Raw genomic sequence first — 21,861 nt, 5'->3', positions numbered from 1 at the left:
TTAACCAACAATATTTACAATTTTACCAGGAACTACAATGACTTTCTTCGGAGTTCTGCCATCTAATTGCGCTATAGTTTTTTCGTTAGCCATAACTGCAGCTTCTATAGCGTCTTTACTCATATCCATTGGCAACTCCATTGTAAAACGCATTTTACCATTAAACGAGATTGGATAATTTTTACTACTTTCTACTAAATGACTTGCCTCAAATGTTGGGAATGCTGCAGTGGAAATAGTCTCATTATTTCCTAATTGCGACCATAACTCTTCTGCAATATGTGGAGCATAAGGAGATATTAAAACCAATAATGGTTCTAAAATGTCTTTACTTGTACACTTTTGAGCCGTTAATTCATTAACTGCAATCATAAAGGTAGACACAGACGTATTAAACGAAAAGTTCTCAATATCTTCCTCTACTTTCTTTATGGTTTTATGTAATGTCTTTAGATTGTCTTTTGTTGGCTCTGTATCATTTACATTTAAAGCCTCTTGACCAACATATAGTTTCCACATCTTCTTAAGGAAATTGTGTACACCTGTTATACCAGCTGTATTCCATGGTTTGTATTGCTCTAATGGCCCAAGAAACATTTCGTAAAGTCTTAAGCTGTCTGCACCATAATCTGCAACGATATTATCTGGATTGACAACATTGTATTTAGATTTAGACATTTTTTCTACTTCTCGAGAGACTTTAATTTTTGTGTCAATTGTAATATCTTGATTTTCAACAACTATTTCACCATTATAAAAATGTGCTCCTTGCAGTGCATCGAATCTCTTATCTTTAGAAAGATTAACTAAATCAATTTCATTTTGAATATTAACATAACTAACATCAATATTTGTTGTTTTAAAAGCTCTATATGCTTTTGAATAATCTTTATATGTTGTATTAAATTCTTGGTGAATATTTACTTTTTCATTCAGAAAATCACTTAAAGTATTCTGTAATTTTTCAAGCGACCCTTCTTTTTGATGAAGACAATCAAAGAATTCTTTGTTAATAATAATTTGACAAAAAGAAAACTCATTATCACTTTCATTAATTAAACGACCTTCAACTATATATAAAAAAGCACTTTCCCCTAAGATCATCCCTTGGTTAATCAACTTTTTAAAAGGTTCTTCCACATTTACAAATCCTCTATCTTTAAGTAATTTCACCCAAAAACGTGAGTATAATAAATGGCCAGTAGCATGCTCGCTTCCTCCAATATATAAATCTACATTTTCCCAGTACTTCAATGCATCTTCTGTTGCGAAAGCTTCTCCTCTATTGGTTGCATCTTCCATATAACGGAAGAAATACCAAGAACTACCTGCCCAACCAGGCATGGTGTTCAGTTCTAAAGGATAAATCGTTGTATTATTTATGTTATCATTGCTGACAACAATGTTTGTTTCTGTACACCAAGCCCAAACATCTGCGCGACCTAAAGGTGGTTCACCTTCTTCGGTTGGCAAATACTTCTCAACTTCGGGTAATACAATTGGCAAATGTGCTTTGTCAATCATCTGTGGCATCCCATTAACGTAATACACTGGGAATGGTTCTCCCCAATAACGCTGTCTAGAAAATACGGCATCACGCAAACGATAATTGGTTTTTCCTTCGCCTTGGCCTATTTGTTCTAATTCGTAAATGGCGCGTTTGGTTGCTTTTTTGTAGTTCATTCCGTTTAGAAAATCACTATTTGCAATTTTTACATTGTCTTTAGAAGCAAAAGCTGCTTCAGAAATATCTACTCCTTCAAAAATATTAGGAATGTCAATACCAAAATGTTTCGCAAAATCATAATCACGTTGATCACCACATGGTACAGCCATTACTGCTCCTGTGCCGTAGCTTGCTAATACATAATCACCAATCCAGATTGGAATGGGTGCTTTAGAAAATGGATGCTCAGCATAAGCTCCAGTAAAGACTCCAGATATGGTTTTTACATCTGCCATGCGATCGCGTTCACTTCGCTTAGCTGTTTTTTCTATATAGGCTTCAACGTCTGATTTTTGTGCTTCAGTTGTAATTTTTGAAACCAGTTCGTGTTCTGGAGCTAAGGTCATGAATGAAACTCCGAAAATGGTATCTGGTCTTGTAGTAAAGACATCAATCTTATGAGACGTCTCGACTGCGCTCGACGAGACAGCTGGAATAACATTAAAAGTAACACTTGCTCCTACAGATTTTCCTATCCAGTTTTTCTGAATATCCTTCAAAGCATCTGTCCAATCAATCGTATCAAGTCCTTGCAATAAACGTTCTGCATAAGCAGAAATACGCATACTCCATTGGGTCATTTTTTTACGCACAACAGGGTGACCTCCACGTTCGGAAACTCCATTGACAATTTCGTCATTAGCTAAAACCGTTCCTAATGCAGGACACCAGTTTACTTCAGTCTCTGCTAAATAAGTCAGTCTATATTTTAAAAGGATTTCTTGTTGTTGTTCAGAAGAATAACTATTCCAATCTTCAGCTGTAAATGGTTCAATATTATCATCACATGCTGCATTAACCGTTGCATTTCCTTCAACTTTAAAAACGTTAATTAAGGTGTCAACGTGTTCCGCTTTATTAGAGTCATTGTTGTACCAAGATTCAAACAACTGAATAAAAATCCATTGTGTCCATTTATAATATTCAGGATTAGATGTACGTACTTCTCTACTCCAATCAAAAGAAAACCCAATTTGATCTAATTGTCTTCTGTAAGTCGCTATGTTAGTTTCGGTTGTAATAGCTGGATGGTGACCCGTTTGTATAGCGTACTGTTCAGCTGGCAAACCAAAACTATCATAACCTTGAGGATGTAAGACATTAAAACCTTTATGACGTTTGTAGCGTGCATAAATATCACTAGCAATATAGCCTAATGGGTGACCAACGTGCAGACCTGCACCAGATGGATAAGGGAACATGTCCAAAACATAATATTTTGGTTTGTCACTTGTATTAGATGCTTTAAACGTTTCGTTTTTTGCCCAGTAGTCTTGCCACTTCTTTTCGATTTGATTGAAATCGTACCTCATCGTTATATTTTCCTTGAAATAAGGTGCAAATTTAAAGGTATTACAACACAATAAAAAACTAAACGCTGTAATACTGCACAGATGTAAATTCTTTATTATTTTTACAGCACTAATTAGCATTAATCCATGGCATCATCTTTTGACAATTACCAAAAACGCAAACTAATATCATCCTATGTATCAGTAGTGATTAGTATTGCTTTGGTTTTATTTCTTTTAGGTTGCTTAGGTTTGCTAGTTATTAACTCTAAAAAGGTAGCGGATCACTTTAAGGAACAAGTAGTGATGACTATTTATTTAAATGATACCGCTAAGGAAGTTGAAGTCAATCAGCTAAAAAAGAGTTTAGCGATGGCAGATTACACTAAAGTGGCACAATATGTTTCTAAAGAAGAGGCTGCTGACTTTATGAAAGCTGAAACTGGTGAAGACTTTATGGATTTTGTGGGTTATAACCCATTAAAAAACTCTATTGATTTGCATTTAAAAGCAGATTATGTCACTACTGAGCAACTCACAGAAATCACAGAAAGTCTATCTAACAAAGCTTTTATTGAAGAGATTAGATATGATAATGATTTGGTAGAATTAATGAATGATAATGTAAAAAAAATTACATTTTGGGTGTTAATTATTAGTGCATTATTCACTTTAATTGCTGTTCTACTAATTAATAGTTCTATTCGGTTAGCCGTTTATTCAAAGCGCTTTATTATTAAAACAATGCAAATGGTAGGTGCTACAAAAACCTTTATTCGTAGACCTTTTGTCTGGAAAAGTGTACAACTAGGAATCATAGGAGCCATTATAGCTTTAATTGGAATGGCTTTAGTTTTATATTATTTGGATCTTACATTTCTGGAATTAGAACTATTGACAAATACCGTTTTAATTGTGGCTTTATTTATTGGTATTTTCTTACTTGGTATTATAATCACTTCGATTAGCACCTTTATTGCGACACAACGTTTTTTGAATTTGAAAACGGATCAGTTGTATTATTAACTGCTTCCTCAAACTTCGTAACCATTTTGGGTAAAATAAATTATGTTGATTTTCGTTAGCCTTTAAAACCACCAATGATGAAAAAATCAACCATTACTACAGTAGCTATAAGCTTAACTCTACTCTTAGCTTTGTTTTTTTTACTAAGATCCTGTGTTATTCAAAATACGAAGCCAGAAGATTGTAAAACCATTGAAGTGAAAATCACCAAAATTAAAGAAGGTACGAGCTACGATATTGTTTTTTACGATGATGGTAGTGATTTCTATTATATTAATAGAGGATTAGAGCAAGGCTTAAATTTAGATTCTCTTAAGACAAAAGTTTTAAATAAAACCGTTACTTTGCATTTAGCTAAGATAATGGGTGGTATCACTTCAGAGCATATTTCGCAAATGGCTTTAGGTGATGAGATTATTTTTACAGAATTTAATTAAGATGGGAGAAAAAAAACGTAAAGACAATAATAAAGTTGAATTTATATTTGGCAAGAAAAACTACAAATGGCTATTTATTGGATTAGCATTTATTGTTATCGGCTTCATTTTGATGGCTGGTGGTGGAAGTGACGACCCAAATGTATTTGACCCTTCTATTTTTAGTTGGAGACGTATTCGTTTAGCTCCAACCTTAGTTTTAATTGGTTTTGGTATTCAGGTCTATGCTATTCTTTTAAACCCAAATAAGAAATAATATTACAGACTAATTTTTTGAGTAAATACTTCTGTGATTTCCTTTAGATATAACTTTGTGTTTAGAATAGCATCTTCGAAATTTTTGGCTTTATCCATTATAGCAGCATAATACGTTATACCCATTTGGTTTATCTGATCTCGTTCTAAATCTATATTACCACAAAAAGCAGCAACATTAATTCCATCATTCTTTGCAGAGTTTATAACACCACTGAGCGCTTTTCCTGATAGTGTTTGATCATCGAATTGACCTTCACCTGTAATAATCCAATCTGCTCCTTTAATTTTAGAATCGAACTGTGCCATCTCCTTTATTAATTCTATACCTGGTGATAATTCGGCATTTAAAAACGTGACACAACCTGCTCCCATACCTCCAGCTGCACCTGCTCCTTTTATTTTTTGAGTTACTATATTAAAATGATGGTCTAATACCTTTGAAATATTTTGCAATCCATTGTCTAAATATTCAATTTCTGAATCGTTCGCCCCTTTTTGTTTGGCGTAAATGTATGCAGCACCTTCTTCCCCATACAAAGGGTTGGTAACATCACAGGCTATTTGAAAATTAATTGATTTTAATCGTTTATCTACCAAAGTATTGTCAATGGAATTAATACTAATTAACTGACTACCGATAGGTTTAACCTCTTTGTTTTCCTCGTCTAAAAAGCGATAACCTAAAGCCGTTGCCATACCTATACCACAATCATTGGTAGCACTGCCGCCTAATCCTAAAATAATGTATTCTGCTCCTTTATCTATGGCATCTAGTATTAATTCGCCTGTACCATAGGTTGATGTATACATACAGTTCTGATGCTTAGAATCGAGAAGCTTCATGCCAGAGGCTTCAGCCATTTCTATAAAAGCTACTTTAGAGTTTTCTGAATACAAATAAGAGGCTAATACGGATTCAAAAATGGGATTATTGACCTTAGCTTGAATCGTTTTCCCATCTAAATAATAATTTATGACTTCTATAGTACCATCACCTCCATCAGCTAATGGTAATTTAATTACCTCAGCATTTAGGTTAGACGATAATATAGGTTCTATAATATTACAAAACTCAATACCTGTTAGTGAACCTTTAAATTTATCTGGTGCCAGAATGATTTTCATAATCTAACTAACCTAAAATACTTGGAAGGAAATAACTAAAAATGAATATGAAAACAAAAAAGAAAATGAGAATTACACTCTCTTTTTGTAAGAGGTCCTTATGATTAAAACTATACGATAGTTCCATTTGTTTCGTAGGTACTTTTTTAGTGAGTTTACTAACTATAATGGCAACAATAACAGCAATAATAAACCCAGTGAAGTTATACCAAATCCAAAATAAATCTGGCACATTATTAATTCCTATTTCTACAAGCGCTGTATGAATTGAACCCTCTCCAGAATAAAAACTACCTTGGCTAAAAAAGTACACTATCTCTGGTAGATATTTGAAAATCAAATTAACAGCTACTGCTGTTACAATTGCCCAATTCATTCCTATATGATTGACCTTCTTAAAGAAAATTGCAATTATAAAGGCTGCTAATATTGGTCCAAAAAACAAGGATGATATAGCATTTATTAATTCTATTACTGTACTCTGACTATTACCAAAAAGATAAGCTGCAGCTATACAGATAGTTCCCCAAAAAACTACTAACCCTTTTGATAGGAACATATATTTTTTCTCAGATAACTTCTCTTCACCACTATTAAAGAAATCTTCAATAGTAACAGCACTTAATGAATTTATAGTTGAACTTAATGAAGACATCGCTGCAGACATAATACCTACCATCAGAATTCCAATAAGTCCATTTGGGAGATAATTAGTAATAAAAACAGGAATCATTAAATCGGGCTTCAAACCGCTTTTAGCAAATTCTGCTGGATAATGAACCTTCGTTGTTTGCTGTATACTTTCATAAAATTCAGGTATGCTGGTTACTAAATACCCAATAATTAGTCCCATAATACAATAGACTAAAACTACAGGGAATCGCAGCAGACCGTTAGCTAGTAATAGTTTTTTAATAGTACCTTCATTCTTCGCTGATAATAAGCGTTGCGCCTGTGTTTGATCAGTACCATAATACGATAAATACAAAAACAATCCACCAATAAACATTGGCCAAAATCCATAATCCTCACCACTAAATAAACCTAGATTAGAAAAATCAATCACTTGAAGTCGGTCAGCATCGAAACCTTCGAAAGTTCCGGTATCTTTTAATAAACCATATCCAATAATTAAGCAAATAATAAGCCCAGCAAACAAAATTATCATTTGTATAGCATCACCCCAAACTACGGCTTTCATTCCTCCTTGATAAGAATAGACTAAAGTTACAACACTAATAATTAGAAGGGTCCAGTGAAAACTTATACCAGCAACAGCTTGTATAATTAATGCCATAGTAAATACCATAACACCTGTTCCTAAAGCACGACTAATTTGAAAAACAACACTGATAAGTTTTCGAGTAGATTTAGAAAAACGACGTTCCAAATATTCGTAGATACTTACAATCCCAGACTTATATAATGGTGGAATTATAAAAAACATAATTCCAATCATCGCTAACGGAACAGCAAACTCAAAGGTTAACCATTTCATACCCCCATTAGCTTTTAAGCCTACAAAAGCTGGTGCAGAAATAAAACTAATGGCTGATAATTGTGTTGCCATTGTGGATAAACTTAGAGGAAACCAGCCTAAACTTTTTCCTCCTAAAAAGTAATCTTCAGAATTTTTATTCTCTTTAAAAAAGTAACCAATAGCCATAAAGCCTATAAGGTAAACTGCAATTACTGTGTAGTCTAGCCAATTCATAATTTGTCTTTTAATAAGTCGATTGTTAATGCGGCACTCCAAGAAAAATTATTGCCGCCATAAGCGCCATTTTTACCTTCCAATTTCCTAGAGTCAAAATATTCGTAAAAACCGTGTTCTTCAATTAAAGTCAATGTGTCGGCTTTTATTCGTTTTGCAATGTCTATAAAATCATAGGATTTCAATCCTCTAAAAAGTAGCCAATTTAAATTAATCCAAACCGGACCTCGCCAGTATTTTACAGGATTAAACTTATCACTTTGCGGATCAAAAGAAGCGCATAGATAACTTTCTTCTTCTCCAAATTTAGTCATTAAAGTATTTACCAAAAGAGTGGCACGTTCTTTACTTGGTATACCAGCAAAAAGTGGCGTAAAGGATGATGAAGTTATGTGAGATAATTGCTTCTCATTTCGTAAATCGTAATGCACATAAGCATTTAAGTCTTTATTAAACAACTTCTCATTAAATCTTGCTTTTGCTTTTGTTTGCCATTGATTTAAAGTGGTTCTTTTCTCTTCGTGACCACCTATCAATTCATAGAGCTCAATTAATGCTGTATTAGATTTTATAAGCATCGCGTTAAAAAGAGGATCTTGCACTAAAAATGGTGATAATTCTGCAATTTTAGCATCATCATAATTATGTGCTTTTGCAATCTCTAAAAGATGGATATAATTATCATACTCTCTATTGGTTGGTCGCTGAGCAGCATCTACATGTGTTGTATCTTTTCTCTCGTATTTATATTTTGGAGGATCCATGGTTTCCCATATTTCATCCCAAATTGGTGAATTATCTGTACCAGATTCCCAATTATGATATATATAAACTAAACCTTCTTTATTTGGATCTCTATGCCTATAAAAATGCTCATGATTCTTATAAATCTTATCTATGTTTTGCTTTATAAAGGTTAACATATCAGCTTTGTCCTCTACTATATCATAGAGTTCTTTTAGTACAAACCCAGTCACAGGAGGTTGTGTAATTCCAGTTGTTTTCACATTCTTTGGGCAATCTGGATGCAAATCTGTGCGATGATAATCTGGACCAGGAAAATACGTGTCACTATCGTTATGAAAAACAATATGCGGAATAAAACCATTAGCCCATTGCCCACTTAACAAAGCTTCAATTTCTCTTTTAGCTTTATTTGGATCATAATGTGCAAAACCGATAGAAATAAAACCAGAATCCCAATGCCATTGAAAAGGGTATAGACCTTCGCAAGGAATTGTAAATCCTTGTTGGTCATTAAAATTAGAATTGAGAACATTTATTGCTCCTTTTACTAAATTTTTATCTATCATATATTCTAATTGAATCCTTAGTCGTCTGAAAGTTTTCTAAAATTAGAATAAATATATTAATCGAATTTAATTATAGACAAATATTAATCTTGGGTATAAAATGATTTTTAATATTTTTTTGTCTATCGTTTCTTATTAATGCTACTTTTGTGCTATGGAAATTTTAGACGCAGTATTATTAGGAATTATTCAAGGTTTAACTGAGTTTTTACCTGTTTCTAGTAGCGGACACTTAGAACTAGGAAAAGCAATTCTTGGTGATAACTCAGTACCAGAAGAAAGTTTAATGTTTACTGTAGTACTACATTTTGCCACTGCATTAAGCACTATTGTAGTTTTTAGAAAAGACATTTTAGAAATTCTAAAAGGTGTTTTTAAGTTTCAGTGGAATGAAGATTTGCAGTTTATTTCTAAAATTGCGATATCTATGATACCTGCCGTTATAGTTGGTTTATTTTTTGAAGAACAACTAGAAGCACTTTTCGGCGGGAACATTCTATTAGTAGGTTGTATGCTTATTGTAACAGCAGTTTTATTATTCTTGGCTGACAGAGCAAAAAATACAGAAAAAAAAGTATCGTTCTCTAATGCATTTATAATTGGTATTTCTCAAGCCATTGCTATGCTTCCAGGTATATCACGTTCTGGCGCTACAATTTCCACTTCCGTTCTTTTAGGAAATGATAAAACCAAAGCCGCTCGCTTTTCATTTCTAATGGTGGTACCATTAATTTTTGGGAAAATTGCAAAAGATATTCTTAGTGGAGATTTAACCTATGACAGCTCCAATTTTACAGCATTGAGTTTTGGTTTTATTGCGGCATTTGTATCTGGCTTAATTGCTTGTACTTGGATGATTAAGCTCGTAAAACAAAGCAAACTTAGCTACTTCGCCATCTATTGTATCATTGTAGGTGTTATTGCTATAATCTGGTCACAACTCTAATGACAACCGAAGAAGAATTTAAAAACGGTCAAGTTTTATTAATTGACAAACCCCTAACATGGACATCTTTTCAAGCTGTTAATAAATTACGTTGGGCCATAAGGCAGGCATTCTCAATTAAAAAAATTAAGGTAGGACATGCTGGCACATTAGATCCTTTAGCCACTGGTTTATTAGTGATTTGTACTGGTAAAATGACAAAGCAAATTAATACGTTTCAAGGTCAAGAAAAAGAATATACAGGCACTTTTGTTTTAGGCAGTACAACTCCTTCCTTTGACTTAGAAACTGAAATAGACGAGACTTTCTCAACTGAGCATATCTCTGAAGAATTGATTCATAAAACTACGGATCAATTTATTGGTAAGATTGAGCAATTTCCACCATTGTTCTCTGCCATTAAAAAAGATGGAAAACGTTTATATGAATTTGCTAGAGCAGGTGAAAAAGTTGAAATTAAGTCTAGACAAGTTGAGATTACCGAGTTTGAAATCACTTCAATAAAGGGTGTAGAGTTAAGATTTAGAGTCGCTTGTAGTAAAGGTACATACATTCGTTCGCTAGCTCACGACTTTGGCAAAGCTTTAAATTCTGGTGCACATTTATCAGAATTACGACGCACTAGGATAGGTGATTTTAAAGTTGAAAGTGCCATGACTCCAGAAGTTTTTATAGAAAATCTCCCTTCTAAATAGGCATTTAACACGCGTTTAAGATTTTATTTTAAACTATTTCGTTGTTATATTCGTATATAACATTCAGATAAAAGATGACCTAATTGAATTGGATTGAACAACATAAAGCAGCTATAATTACATTTTTTGTAACAGGTATTGTTGTTTTAGGTTTATTCAGCATGCAATTAAAACTAAAGGGTAAACTCATAACTGAAAGTTATTATCTACTAGAACCAGAATCTGAAAAGACAGAAAAAGAACTCCAAGAAATTGAAGATTTAAAAGCAGAGTCCACTAACAAAGCCTTTAATGAAGACCAGGAATACAAAGAAATGATGCGTAACTTCAAAACCGTTAGTGCAAATGATTTTGAACGTACCACAAAAGCTATAGCTGAAGCTAAATCAAGTGAAGTACAAGAAGAAACTAATCTTAATAAATCTTATGCTAATGGTAATGCTTATGCATTAAACTCTGAGGAGACCCAATCTTATAAAAAGCTTCAAAAAGAACTAAATAAAAGATTAGAGAATAAGAAAATAGCTGGTGAGCATGCTAAGTCAAAAAGTACGCTTACTTATTCTTTAAAAGGTAGAACACTTGGCTATTACGAAATACCACGATACTTATGCGAAAAAGGAGGCAAAATTGTCGTTAGCATACGAGTAAACCAAACCGGAAATGTGTTTGAAGCCTACATCAACGGATCTTCCAATTCTAATAATCAATGTTTAATTGATTCCGCTATTCAGTACGCAAAATCAGTTCAGTTTGATGCCTCCACAAGAAAAGACCAAATAGGAACCATTACATTTTTATTTAAAGGTAAGCGTTAATCTAATAGATTTACTAAATCCTCGAGTGTAGATTTACCTTTATCTTTATTATACCAGCGCTGTAAATCCTCTTTAAACTCTGGTGTTAATTTCCCATGTTCTGCTTTATAGTTATTTACTAAATCAGTAGCAATGGATGGCCTTGGTCCAAATGTGTTAATCACCTCACTCGTTTCATTATCAATCATAATCAACTTTGGGATTGCTTTTCCTCCATTAGTTAAAAACTGATTCATAAGAGCATCATTTTCATCACGAAGCACCACTTTATAATCAATTTTATCGTTAAGTTCTGCTACTTTGTTTATTACAGGCATCACATGTGCAGCATCTCCACACCAACTTTCAGTAATCACTAACCAAGTCGTTTTTCTGTTGAATTTTTCAATTTTTTCTTTTATCTCATCAGAAACTTTTACAGTTTTATCCCAACGTTTCATTCGTCTATCGTTAAGCATAGTATAATTTACTAATACCTCTGTTTTTTCATTTCCTGTTGTTGTTTTATTTTCAACTAAATCAGAAACTAAAGTGCGGTATTCTGAATATGTTGTGCCTTTTTTAAGGCTATCTGAAATTATATCGTTTATCATAGGTGTTTCTAAAACTTCCATAGTCGTTAGTACAAAATTAAGGTTCTATTGCTATTTTTTATGCAACAGTTGTTACATTAGTAGCACTAAATTAAATTCCTTACAGTTATGGAAAAACATAGATGTGGTTGGTGCGTTGGCGACTCTTTATACGAAGCTTATCATGATGAAGAATGGGGAGTGCCTGTTTATGATGACGATACTTTATTCGAATATTTAATTTTAGAAACCTTTCAAGCTGGTTTAAGCTGGATAACCGTTTTAAGAAAGCGTGAAAATTTTAGAAAGGCTTTTGATAATTTCAATTATAAAACAATTGCATCTTACAACCAAGCAAAAATTGATGCACTGTTACAAGATGCCGGAATTATAAGAAATAAGCTCAAAATAAAAGCAACTATAACAAATGCTCAGGCTTTTATGAAGATTCAAGATGAATTTGGATCATTCTCAAAATATATATGGGATTTTGTAAATGAAAAACCAATACTGAATAAACTTGAAAATTATAAGGATGCTCCTGCTAATACTCCTCTTAGTGATACCTTAAGCAAAGACTTAAAAAAGCGTGGATTTAAATTTGTAGGATCTACTGTTGTCTATGCGCATATGCAAGCTACAGGTATGGTAAATGATCATGAGACCTCTTGTTTTAGGTATAACGAAGTCTAAATATGAAATCTAAAGTACTACTTATAACATTTAGTATTCTATTATCATCATTGGCTTTTTCTCAAGCTAAAAATGAGAAAGAGGAGCGTGTAGACTTAAATAAGTTTCCAAAGGATGCTATCACTGTTATAAAAACACTTCCTAAAAATTGTAAACGATTACGCTATCATAAAGAAACTGATGGTACCAAAGAAAGTTTTGAAGCAAAATTTAAATACAAAAAGCAACGTTTCAGCTTAGAATTGAATCTTGAAGGAATTATTGAAGATATTGAGTTAACAATAAAATTAAAACAATTAGAAGAAAATATAAAGTCTCAAATTGAAAGCTATTTTAAAAACAATTACAAAAAAGCGAGACATATTAAACTACAAAAACAATATGTTTATGACTCTACACAAGACCCAACTGAGTTCTTAAACAAAGTTCTGTCAAAAGAAAGTAAGTCGGAAGTGAATTACGAGATCATTACAGAAGTAAAAACAGGTTCTAAACGCGATATCAGAGAATTTACATTCGATAAAGATGGCTTGTTTTTAAGTTTTAAGATTATAAATCCTGATTCATATGAGCACGCCTTGTATTAATCGACTATTATTCTTAGCTGCTTTAATTTATAGCTATTGCAGTTTTTCTCAAAATAATTTTGAGACTCTTGGTGAATCTGGATTCGCTATAAACAAAACTATTTCCGGGAATTATAAGATCAACTTTGCTGTACGTTCTCGCTATTATTTATATAGAGATAATGAATTTGGTTTTGAAAATAGACAAATAGACTTAGCTCAATTCTCATCCTTTAAGCTCAACTACAATAATAGTTTTAGTCTTGGGATTCAATACCGCTTTAGAGAAACCTTTGATGGTGGAAGTAATGAACTGCGCTTAACACAGCAATTTAATTATACCAAAAAAGTTTTGGCAACTAGATTTGCACATAGGTTTCGTTTTGAACAAAGAATTCTAGAGCGTCTCACTATTTTTAGATCTAGATATCGTTTTGCTATAGACTTTCCGCTAAATGGTGAAAAACTAGATGTTGGTGAATCTTATCTTGTAACTTCCATGGAAGCTTTACTTAGTCAAAGTTCTAAAATAAAATCAGAAATAGATCATAGAACGACTGCACAATTTGGTTGGCTCATTTCAGAAAAATTAAAACTTCAAATAGGACTAGAATATCGTTTCGAAGCTTTTAATATAAATACAGAAGAGAGATTGTTCTTTTTAACTTCAGCAAGTTTAAAAATTTAAAGGAATTTTAAAAACTCTGACCTTTTAATATGCTTCCCACCAAGACTCTCTAAATGATTAGTATGTAACTGACAATCAATTAATTTGTAATTAGAATTTTGAACAAAAGTGATAAACCCAACTTTACTGGCATTACTAACTTTAGCAAACATGCTTTCGCCACAAAAAATTTGATTCTTTATATCTATACCATATAAACCACCAACTAAATCGTTATTTTGCCAAACCTCTATTGACTTGGCATACCCTAATTCATGTAGTTTAATATAAGCTTCTAACATGTCATCAGTAATCCAAGTTCCTTTTTGCCCTCGACGTTTTGCCTCGGCACAATTCTCAATCACTTTATTAAAAGCTTTATTTTCTGTGACTTTAAAATGATTTTTTCTCAAAACCTGTTTCATGCTTTTAGAAATCTTCAAATCCTTAGGGTATAGTACAAATCGTGGGTCTGGTGACCACCAAAGTATAGGCTCTTCGACTTCAAACCATGGGAAGATACCATTGGAATAGGCATATAGTAAGCGTTCTGCCGATAAATCACCACCAACCGCTAGCAATCCATCTATTGTGGCTTCAGTAACATTAGGGAATTCTATTTTTTGAGTTAAAAAGTGCATAAACTTGGATTTCTATAACATTTTTTTAACATTTATGCTGTTAAATAAGGCTTTTAGCTTTGATAGTATAAGAATTTTATTGATATTTGACATGACCTTTATGAAATAAATTTTGTTCATCATTGCTTTTTTTTAAGTTTGTTAGTAGAGGTCAAACCTAAAACCACAATATTAAGTCCTGATTAACCATCAGGACTTTTTTAATTTTTAGCAGTCTTCTAATTACTATAATAGAAACAAAAAAGACTTGCCTTAAATTAAGACAAGCCTTCCTTTTAATCGTAGTCTTTTTAATTAGAATGGTAAATCGTCGTGATCACCATCTTTAAAATCTGTTACAGGTTCAAAAGCTTCAGTTGGTGGTACTGGAGGCATATCTCCGCCAGCAGCTTCAGATTGTAATGCTTCAATTCTCCAACCTTGTATTGAGTTAAAGTACTTAGTCTCTCCTTGTGGGTTTACCCATTCTCTTCCTCTTAAGTTAATATTAATCTTTACTTGTTGACCTACTTGATAGTTATTCAATAAATCTGTTTTATCTTGAACAAACTCAACCATAATATGTTGTGGGTATTGCTCTTCTGTAGTCACTACTACTTCTCTTTTTCTAAACCCATTACTCCCAAAGGTTTGTGTTTCTCCTACTACTTTAATACGTCCTTGTACTTCCATTTTTGCTTAATCTATAATTATTAGTAATTGTATTTTTTTGAGACTACGAAAGTAATAACTTCCATGCACTTTCTACGTCTCCATAGCTCAAATAATTTTGAGCAAGTTTATGTTTTTTTCTATGTGTAGCGTTTTCAATTTCAGGATAACGTTCACTTATATCTTTTATAAATTGGTTGACTTCGTCTTCACTAGGCAATGTATCTACATTGGCTAACATACCTAAGTTATTCCCTGTTAAAATCATGCTATTTCTAACATGCTCTGGTAAACCATCAACGCCAATTCCCATAGTTTTTAAAGGCTTAGGAATTTCAAAGAAACCTCTTTTTGCTCTACTATAGTAACTTCCGCCTGCTCTGGCTACTAAATCCAAAGCCTCTTGATTTATAGTACTATCTGCATTCATAACCTCATTAGCTATATGAAGTTTTACAACTTCACATATCACTAAATTACCTGCACCTCCTTCAGTTCCTAAATGAACAACCTCATTAACCTTACATTCAAACTGAACAGGAGATTCTGCAACTCTAAATGGCTTTACTTTATCTGAAGATAACATGGTTAATCCTGCTTTTTCAAATTCATTTACATCTTCAGGATATTCTGTGCTAGACAAAGACATTTGATGTACAATATCATAATTCACCACGTTAATTACTACTTCTTTAACAGCTTCAGCATTTATTAAAGTATGCTTTATACTATTATCTCTAACTCGTCTTGCTGGTGAAAAAATAAGTATTGGTGGATTAGCACTAAATACATTAAAGAAACTAAAAGGCGACAAATTAGAATTCCCATCCGTATCAATTGTACTAGCAAAAGCTATAGGTCTAGGCGCTACAGCACTTAATAAATAACCATGTAATCTACCGGTAGAAAGGTCTTTAGGATTTAAGGAAATCATGTAGTCAACTGATTTTCAACAAATATAATTATAATAAGCTGCAAGCGAAATCATTTTATAAACATTAGAGCACAATATTATTAACAGTTTTACATTATATTTAAAAAGTATAAAAGAAATTGTACTAACCAATGACCTTGAGTTTAAACCGAAATATAATCCGCTGGATTATTATTATTGCTTCCTTTATCACCATCTCTCTTATCCTTTGGAATACGTATATGTTTTTTCAAAACTTTAAAGCTGAAGAGCGAAGTAAAATGAAGAATTGGTCCTTTGCTCAAAAGGAACTAAAAAAGACCACTAATTTAGATGCTGATATTGGAGAATTACCTCTAGAAATTTTAAAGAGTAACACTACCACTCCAATGATAAAGGTTGATAGTGATGGTAGTTTTGAGCACAATAATATTGACGAGGAAAAGGCTCAAGACACGGTTTATGTTATGAACCTAATAAAGAAATTTGAACGGGAAAATCAACCTATTGTAATACGTTATAAAGACAAAGTTCTATCGACACTTTACTATGGTAACTCGCCATTATTAAATAAATTAAAATACTATCCATTAGCTTTATTACTTATCATATTCTTATTTGGCGCAGTCGCTTATTTCTTCTACCGAAGTTCTAAAATTGCAACTCAAAATAAGCTTTGGACAGGTATGGCTAAAGAAACTGCTCATCAAATCGGAACACCTTTATCTTCATTAGTTGGTTGGACAGAAATATTGAAATCCGAAAATGTGAATCCCGACTATATTGTAGAAATAGAAAAAGATATAGATCGTTTACAAACCATAACCGAACGTTTTAGTAAAATTGGTTCTGCTCCTACTTTAAAAACAATAGATATTGTTGAAGCTACACAATCATCTTACGATTATCTTAAAGCAAGATCATCTAAACTTATAAATTTTGAAAGTAATATTCCTAAACGTATAATCAATGTTAATCTCAATGCTCAACTTTACAGTTGGACCATTGAAAACCTAGTGAAAAATGCGATTGATGCTATGAAAGGAAAAGGTCATCTAAAATTAGAATTGTCTCAAAATGATAAGCAAATTTTAATTAATATTACAGACACCGGAAAAGGGATTTCTAAACCACAATTCAATAAAATTTTTGAGCCAGGTTATACCACTAAAAAACGTGGTTGGGGACTTGGACTTTCTTTAGCTAGGCGCATTATTGAAGATTATCATAATGGGAAAATAAAAGTTCTTAGTTCTGAAATTGGAAAAGGTACTACAATTCAGATTATGTTAAAGACCGTTTAATTTTTAGTCTAAATACGACGAAATTTTATTTGCTATACTTATAAACTCTTCAGGATTTAACTTTTCTTTATATGTGAAACGCGCATTTTCCATGGTATGTAATGGAATTAAATGTACATGCACATGTGGTACTTCTAAGCCTATAACAGAAATCCCAACACGTTCACAAGGTATTGCTTTTTCTATCGCTAAGGCCACACGTCTCGAAAACTGCATTAACGCCAAATAAGTTTCCTCATCTAAATCAAAAATTTTGTCAACTTCCTTTTTAGGAATACATAAAGTATGCCCTTTTGAATTTGGATTAATATCTAAAAATGCATAGAAATCTTCAGTTTCAGCTACTTTGTATGACGGAATATCTCCTGAAATTATTTTTGTAAATAATGTAGCCATATGATAAGTTGAAAATACTATAAAGATAAAAAGATTCTTGCAAAACAGAATCTTTTAATAATATATGTATTGAATTCTTGTCCTTGGAAGAATTTAATTACCTAGAAATCTCAAGAATATCAAATTTCATAGTTCCATTTGGTACTTGGATTTCCGCTACATCACCTACAGATTTCCCTAGCAAACCTTTGCCAATAGGCGAATTTACTGATATTTTACCAGATGCTAAATCCGCTTCAGTTTCTGCAACTAAGGTATAGGTCATTTCCATACCATTAACTTGATTTTTAATCTTCACTATAGATAAAGCAAGGACCTTAGACGTATCTAATTGAGATTCGTCAATAACACGCGCACCTGCTAAAGCTTCCTCCATTTTAGAAATCTTCATTTCTAACATGCCTTGAGCTTCTTTAGCTGCATCGTATTCAGCATTTTCACTTAAATCACCTTTATCTCTTGCTTCTGCAATTGCCTGAGAAGCTTTAGGACGTTCTATATCTTTTAATTGACTTAGCTCGTCTCTTAATTTTTTTAATCCTTCAGCTGTATAATAAGATACTTTACTCATAATTCATTCGTTTTACTTATTAGGTATTCTGATGTATATTCAGAATAAAAAAAATCTCGCGCTGACGAGATTACAATGCAAATATATAAAATATTTACGGTATAGTTGAAATAATCGTAAATTGCCCTTCAAAATTTAATGATGAAAAAACTGCTTTTACTAGCTTCTTTTATTACAATTTTCGGTTGCAATAAAAATGATGACAATAACAACTGTAACTTTTTGCTTAACGTTGGTGTAAACCTCACTGTTAATCTTAATCTACCTCAGTTTAATCAACTTTTATTTCCCGGAAATGCTGTAAGAGTTGAGGGTCAAGGTAATGAAGGTATTATCTTATACCGATTAACTTCTGCCACTCTCTTAGCTTGGGATGGTGCTGATCCTAATCGTACTCCTTCAGGTTGCTCAGCTCTAACTATTTCGTCAGATAATGTTTCAGCTACAAGCGGTTGCCAAGATGCTAACACCTATTTCTTAGCAACAGGTACTTTTTCTGGAGATAATCCTCCACCCTGTACTTTAAAACCATACAGAGTAGAGGCTATTGGTAATAATACTTATCTCGTAAGTAATTAAAAATTTAAGGTTATACCTACTAAAAAGTTCCGAGTTGCTTGTGGATAAAAACCGGCTCCTTCAATTGTAGCAACTGTTCCTGGATTAGACCAAGTATCATCATAAGTATAGTAATATCCATTAGAGATGTATTCTACATTAAAAATATTATTTACTAAGCCGGTAAACACTACCGAATCAAAAACCAATTTAGTTTTTAGCGTGTAACTGATATTAAAATCATTAATAAAGAAACTATCTAATTTAGAACGTTCTGCTTCTGTATTACTCATAAATTGATCACCAACAAACTTGCTTAATAATGATATTTGAAAGTTTTTGATTGGCTGATATACAATCGCATTTGCAGCAACTAAATTTGGTGAAAATGAAATATCTGTTTTACCAAGATTTTGTAAAACACCATCAAACGGAATAATAGTTTCACTATTCTTATTAGCACTAATCGTCATATTAGGTTGTAATGTTAACTTAGAATTTACTGGGATAACCGCCTCTAATTCTAATCCTAATCGGTAACTTTTACCACTATTGGTTCTAATTGGGTTGCCTACATCGTCTAACTGACCAGAAAGGACTAGCTGCTGATTGTATAACATATAGTAGGCATTTACATTAAATGTAAAGCCACTTTGATTGTGTCTCCAACCTAATTCAAAATCATTTAATTGTTCTGCTTCTATATTTGGATTACTTTCAAAATCTGTACGATTTGGCTCTCTATTTGCTCTAGCATAAGAGAAATACAAACTATTATCTGAATTTAAATCGTAAGTAATTCCCACTTTTGGGTTAAAAAATGTAAACTTTTTATCAACTTCAAAATCAACTAAATCAGATGTATTTCCTGTAGTTTTATAGGTGACATTTCTCATTTGTAAATCACCATAAAGACTTACTTTCTCATTCACTCTATAATTTGCTTTAGAAAAAATAGACAAATCATTCTTTTTACTATTTCCGTCATAATATCGGTCTCTTATTTCACTTTGGCTTGCAAACTCTGCCCAAATGACTTCACCAAAATGATCCCCATTATAATGACTATAAGAACCACCAAAAATTAAGTTTAAATTATTGTCTTTGTAATTAGCGTTTGCATTTATAACATAAAAGTCATTATCTAACCAACGTCGACGAATTAAATCGGTTGTATTTACAGTTTCACCTCCTATGGACAATTCTGTAAATCCGTAATCATCAAAATCTTCATCTTCTTTATATTGTTCAAAATAACCACGGCCATAGGTGTAGTTTAACCCAAGCGTAGTTGACCATTGGCTATTGTAACGCTGATTCCAGTGTAATTGATAATGATCTTGACTGTAATTATCAACTTCATTGTCGTAAAACTGGGTATTTCCATTCGCATCGGTATAAATACCAGCCACATTAAAAGTTCTATCGTTTTCTAATGTATTCAAATCTTCTAATCCATACCAAGATTGATAGGTTACTTCATTACCACCAAATGTTATGGCTTTTATTAAAGTGTTATCATCGACATATGATCCTTGTAAGAAGTAAGATTTCAAATCTGCGGAAGCACGATCTATGTAACCATCTGAAGCTATATTAGATAAACGACCAGCGATTTCGAAATGGTTATTCATTAAACCAGTACTAAATTTCACCGTATGTTTTCTAGTATTAAAACTTCCAAAAGAATTAGAAATTTCACCTGAAGCTTCTTTTGATACTGCATCTGTTAGCACGTTTATACTTGCTCCAAATGCACCTGACCCATTTGTTGATGTCCCAACGCCACGCTGTAATTGCAAACTTTCTACAGACGATGCAAAATCACCTAAATTAACCCAAAATGTTCCTAAAGATTCGGCATCGTTATATGGAATACCGTTGATAGTAATGTTTGTAGATTGTGGGCTTACACCTCTTACTCTAATACCTGTGTAACCTACTCCGGCTCCAGCATCTGTAGTTGTAACTACTGATGGCAAAAAATTTAATAAGATAGGAATATCTTGCCCTAAATTACGTTTAGCAATTTCCTTCTTAGTTACGTTTGAATGCGTAATTGGTGATTTAGCGTCTACTCTAACTGCTTTAACTAAAACTTCATCTAGTTTTTCTGTTGTTGTAGAATCTTGTTTTTTTTCTTGTCCATAAACTGAACAAATACATAATAAAAAAATGAAAAGTGTCGCTTTCTGCCTACTGATTTTTTGCAGATTGCTGAATAAAATTTTCATACGACTATAGTTTTATAATCGAATAAAAAGAGGTCATTATTCTTGGTTAATAATTAGTTTTTGAGCATAGTACTTATACAATATTTCATATACTGATTTTTATTTTGAATCCTAATATGAATAATCATCAGATTCAGAAGTAAAAACCAACATTGATGACCTAATCGCACTCGCTAAAAATGTCAACTTGACATTTTCTTAACGCTCGTTTCCTTCACAGCATTACCTGCGCAGGTTCAATGGGTATGATCTCAGCCGTTAAATAGGCACCCCTTTTTTGAGAACGCTGCAAATATAATCTACAAATAAATAATGACAAGCGATAATTGATAATTTATTTTAATCAATCTCTGGTTTTTTTCGACTCGCTTTCCTTTCTGAATTTTTGCGTTTATTATTAAGGCGTTTTCCTTTTATAGATTTAGGAATTTTGGTAGGTTTTCTTTCTTTTTCCTCCTTTAAACCTTCTTCAATTAATTCCAAAAAACGTTCCGTTACAATCGCCTTATTTCTAAATTGGCTGCGACTTTCGTCACAAGTCAAAACTAGAATGTGATTTTTGCTTAATCTATTTTTAAAAAATTCAGAAAGCTTTAATTTTTCATCTACATTGAAAATTGCAGATTCTTGAAGATTAAAATATAATTCCGCTTTAGAAGACACTTTGTTCACATGCTGTCCTCCACTACCCGAGCTTCTAACAAATTTATAAGATAATTCAGACTTAAGAAGTTCTACATCCACA

23 protein-coding genes are annotated in these 21,861 nt (G+C 32.6%); 11 read left to right on the top strand and 12 right to left on the bottom strand.

All coding sequences use genetic code 11. The annotated features are described in order from the left end of the window. The gene (locus tag WPG_RS08090) at positions 1 to 3,039 is read right to left on the bottom strand and encodes a leucine--tRNA ligase (protein WP_045471173.1); all 3,039 of its coding nucleotides are present in this window, start codon (positions 3,037 to 3,039) and stop codon (positions 1 to 3) included. Between the two features lie 126 nt (positions 3,040 to 3,165). Here WPG_RS08090 and WPG_RS08085 point away from each other — a divergent pair, with 126 nt between their 5' ends. From WPG_RS08085 to WPG_RS08075, 3 genes are all read left to right on the top strand, one after another. Beyond that, the gene (locus WPG_RS08085; RefSeq protein WP_045471171.1) at positions 3,166 to 4,044 is read left to right on the top strand and encodes a cell division protein FtsX; all 879 of its coding nucleotides are present in this window, start codon (positions 3,166 to 3,168) and stop codon (positions 4,042 to 4,044) included. Between the two features lie 77 nt (positions 4,045 to 4,121). Continuing rightward, a complete protein-coding gene (locus WPG_RS08080; RefSeq protein WP_045471169.1) occupies positions 4,122 to 4,481 on the top strand; it encodes a hypothetical protein in 360 nt (119 codons plus the stop codon). Between the two features lies 1 nt (position 4,482). Next, positions 4,483 to 4,737, top strand: coding sequence for a DUF3098 domain-containing protein (locus WPG_RS08075; protein WP_045475328.1), 255 nt, complete (start codon positions 4,483 to 4,485; stop codon positions 4,735 to 4,737). 2 nt (positions 4,738 to 4,739) lie between these two features. Here the strand turns inward: WPG_RS08075 and WPG_RS08070 are convergent, their stop codons facing one another. Genes WPG_RS08070 through WPG_RS08060 form a run of 3 tightly spaced genes read right to left on the bottom strand, consistent with a single transcriptional unit; the run spans position 4,740 to position 8,891 of the window. Further along, a complete protein-coding gene (locus tag WPG_RS08070) occupies positions 4,740 to 5,864 on the bottom strand; it encodes a glycerate kinase (RefSeq protein ID WP_045471167.1) in 1,125 nt (374 codons plus the stop codon). Positions 5,865 to 5,871: 7 nt separating this feature from the next. Then, entirely contained in the window at positions 5,872 to 7,578 is a 1,707-nt protein-coding gene (locus tag WPG_RS08065) for a sodium:solute symporter family transporter (RefSeq protein WP_045471165.1), read from the bottom strand. Beyond that, positions 7,575 to 8,891, bottom strand: a complete 1,317-nt coding sequence (locus tag WPG_RS08060) for an amylo-alpha-1,6-glucosidase (RefSeq protein WP_045471163.1) — start codon at positions 8,889 to 8,891, stop codon at positions 7,575 to 7,577. The genes WPG_RS08065 and WPG_RS08060 overlap by 4 nt, the downstream gene beginning before the upstream one ends. Positions 8,892 to 9,045: 154 nt before the next feature. On the opposite strand from WPG_RS08060, the gene WPG_RS08055 reads away from it, so the two are divergent. The 3 genes from WPG_RS08055 to WPG_RS08045 all read left to right on the top strand — a co-directional run bounded on the left by WPG_RS08055 (position 9,046) and on the right by WPG_RS08045 (position 11,350). Then, positions 9,046 to 9,837: an undecaprenyl-diphosphate phosphatase gene (locus WPG_RS08055; protein WP_045471161.1), complete on the top strand. Its 792-nt coding sequence runs from the start codon at positions 9,046 to 9,048 to the stop codon at positions 9,835 to 9,837. Further along, a complete protein-coding gene (truB, locus tag WPG_RS08050; RefSeq protein WP_045471159.1) occupies positions 9,837 to 10,532 on the top strand; it encodes a tRNA pseudouridine(55) synthase TruB in 696 nt (231 codons plus the stop codon). Before WPG_RS08055 ends, truB begins: the two co-directional genes overlap by 1 nt. Positions 10,533 to 10,615: 83 nt before the next feature. Further along, positions 10,616 to 11,350, top strand: coding sequence for a hypothetical protein (locus WPG_RS08045; protein ID WP_045471157.1), 735 nt, complete (start codon positions 10,616 to 10,618; stop codon positions 11,348 to 11,350). Here the strand turns inward: WPG_RS08045 and WPG_RS08040 are convergent. Beyond that, positions 11,347 to 11,964, bottom strand: coding sequence for a thioredoxin family protein (locus WPG_RS08040; RefSeq protein ID WP_045471155.1), 618 nt, complete (start codon positions 11,962 to 11,964; stop codon positions 11,347 to 11,349). The two genes, WPG_RS08045 and WPG_RS08040, sit on opposite strands and share 4 nt — an antisense overlap. 87 nt (positions 11,965 to 12,051) lie before the next feature. On the opposite strand from WPG_RS08040, the gene WPG_RS08035 reads away from it, so the two are divergent. From WPG_RS08035 to WPG_RS08025, 3 genes are read left to right on the top strand one after another with little or no spacing between them, the layout of a single operon-like run. Beyond that, positions 12,052 to 12,615: a DNA-3-methyladenine glycosylase I gene (locus WPG_RS08035; RefSeq protein WP_045471153.1), complete on the top strand. Its 564-nt coding sequence runs from the start codon at positions 12,052 to 12,054 to the stop codon at positions 12,613 to 12,615. 2 nt (positions 12,616 to 12,617) lie between these two features. Further along, complete coding sequence (locus tag WPG_RS08030) at positions 12,618 to 13,202, top strand: hypothetical protein (RefSeq protein ID WP_045471152.1); 585 nt, start codon at positions 12,618 to 12,620, stop codon at positions 13,200 to 13,202. After that, positions 13,183 to 13,869 (top strand): DUF2490 domain-containing protein, encoded by a 687-nt coding sequence (locus WPG_RS08025; protein ID WP_045471150.1) that lies wholly within the window; start codon positions 13,183 to 13,185, stop codon positions 13,867 to 13,869. Before WPG_RS08030 ends, WPG_RS08025 begins: the two co-directional genes overlap by 20 nt. Here WPG_RS08025 and aat read toward each other — a convergent pair. The 3 genes from aat to WPG_RS08010 form a co-directional block, all read right to left on the bottom strand. After that, positions 13,866 to 14,489 (bottom strand): leucyl/phenylalanyl-tRNA--protein transferase, encoded by a 624-nt coding sequence (aat, locus tag WPG_RS08020; RefSeq protein ID WP_045471148.1) that lies wholly within the window; start codon positions 14,487 to 14,489, stop codon positions 13,866 to 13,868. The genes WPG_RS08025 and aat overlap by 4 nt on opposite strands. A gap of 294 nt (positions 14,490 to 14,783) precedes the next feature. Then, a complete protein-coding gene (locus tag WPG_RS08015) occupies positions 14,784 to 15,161 on the bottom strand; it encodes a DUF3127 domain-containing protein (RefSeq protein WP_045471146.1) in 378 nt (125 codons plus the stop codon). A 43-nt stretch (positions 15,162 to 15,204) separates the two neighbouring features. After that, a complete protein-coding gene (locus tag WPG_RS08010; RefSeq protein WP_045471144.1) occupies positions 15,205 to 16,074 on the bottom strand; it encodes a flavin reductase family protein in 870 nt (289 codons plus the stop codon). Between the two features lie 260 nt (positions 16,075 to 16,334). Between WPG_RS08010 and WPG_RS08005 the strand changes: the two genes are divergently transcribed. Next, positions 16,335 to 17,357, top strand: a complete 1,023-nt coding sequence (locus WPG_RS08005) for a sensor histidine kinase (RefSeq protein WP_231850273.1) — start codon at positions 16,335 to 16,337, stop codon at positions 17,355 to 17,357. Positions 17,358 to 17,360: 3 nt separating this feature from the next. On the opposite strand, the gene WPG_RS08000 is transcribed toward WPG_RS08005, so the two are convergent. After that, entirely contained in the window at positions 17,361 to 17,753 is a 393-nt protein-coding gene (locus WPG_RS08000) for an HIT family protein (protein ID WP_045471140.1), read from the bottom strand. A gap of 97 nt (positions 17,754 to 17,850) precedes the next feature. Next, entirely contained in the window at positions 17,851 to 18,324 is a 474-nt protein-coding gene (gene greA / locus WPG_RS07995; RefSeq protein WP_045471138.1) for a transcription elongation factor GreA, read from the bottom strand. Positions 18,325 to 18,462: 138 nt separating this feature from the next. Between greA and WPG_RS07990 the strand changes: the two genes are divergently transcribed. Further along, positions 18,463 to 18,903, top strand: coding sequence for a hypothetical protein (locus WPG_RS07990; RefSeq protein WP_144374440.1), 441 nt, complete (start codon positions 18,463 to 18,465; stop codon positions 18,901 to 18,903). On the opposite strand, the gene WPG_RS07985 is transcribed toward WPG_RS07990, so the two are convergent. Both WPG_RS07985 and arfB read right to left on the bottom strand, forming a co-directional pair. Then, positions 18,900 to 21,116, bottom strand: a complete 2,217-nt coding sequence (locus WPG_RS07985) for a TonB-dependent receptor (RefSeq protein WP_045471136.1) — start codon at positions 21,114 to 21,116, stop codon at positions 18,900 to 18,902. The genes WPG_RS07990 and WPG_RS07985 overlap by 4 nt on opposite strands. A 339-nt stretch (positions 21,117 to 21,455) precedes the next feature. Continuing rightward, complete coding sequence (gene arfB, locus WPG_RS07980; RefSeq protein ID WP_045471134.1) at positions 21,456 to 21,860, bottom strand: alternative ribosome rescue aminoacyl-tRNA hydrolase ArfB; 405 nt, start codon at positions 21,858 to 21,860, stop codon at positions 21,456 to 21,458. Position 21,861 lies beyond the last annotated feature (1 nt).

Source organism: Winogradskyella sp. PG-2 (assembly GCF_000828715.1).
Lineage (GTDB): Bacteria > Bacteroidota > Bacteroidia > Flavobacteriales > Flavobacteriaceae > Winogradskyella.
Note: the sequence above shows the minus strand (reverse complement) of the source record. Positions and strands in the feature narration are given on the sequence as shown.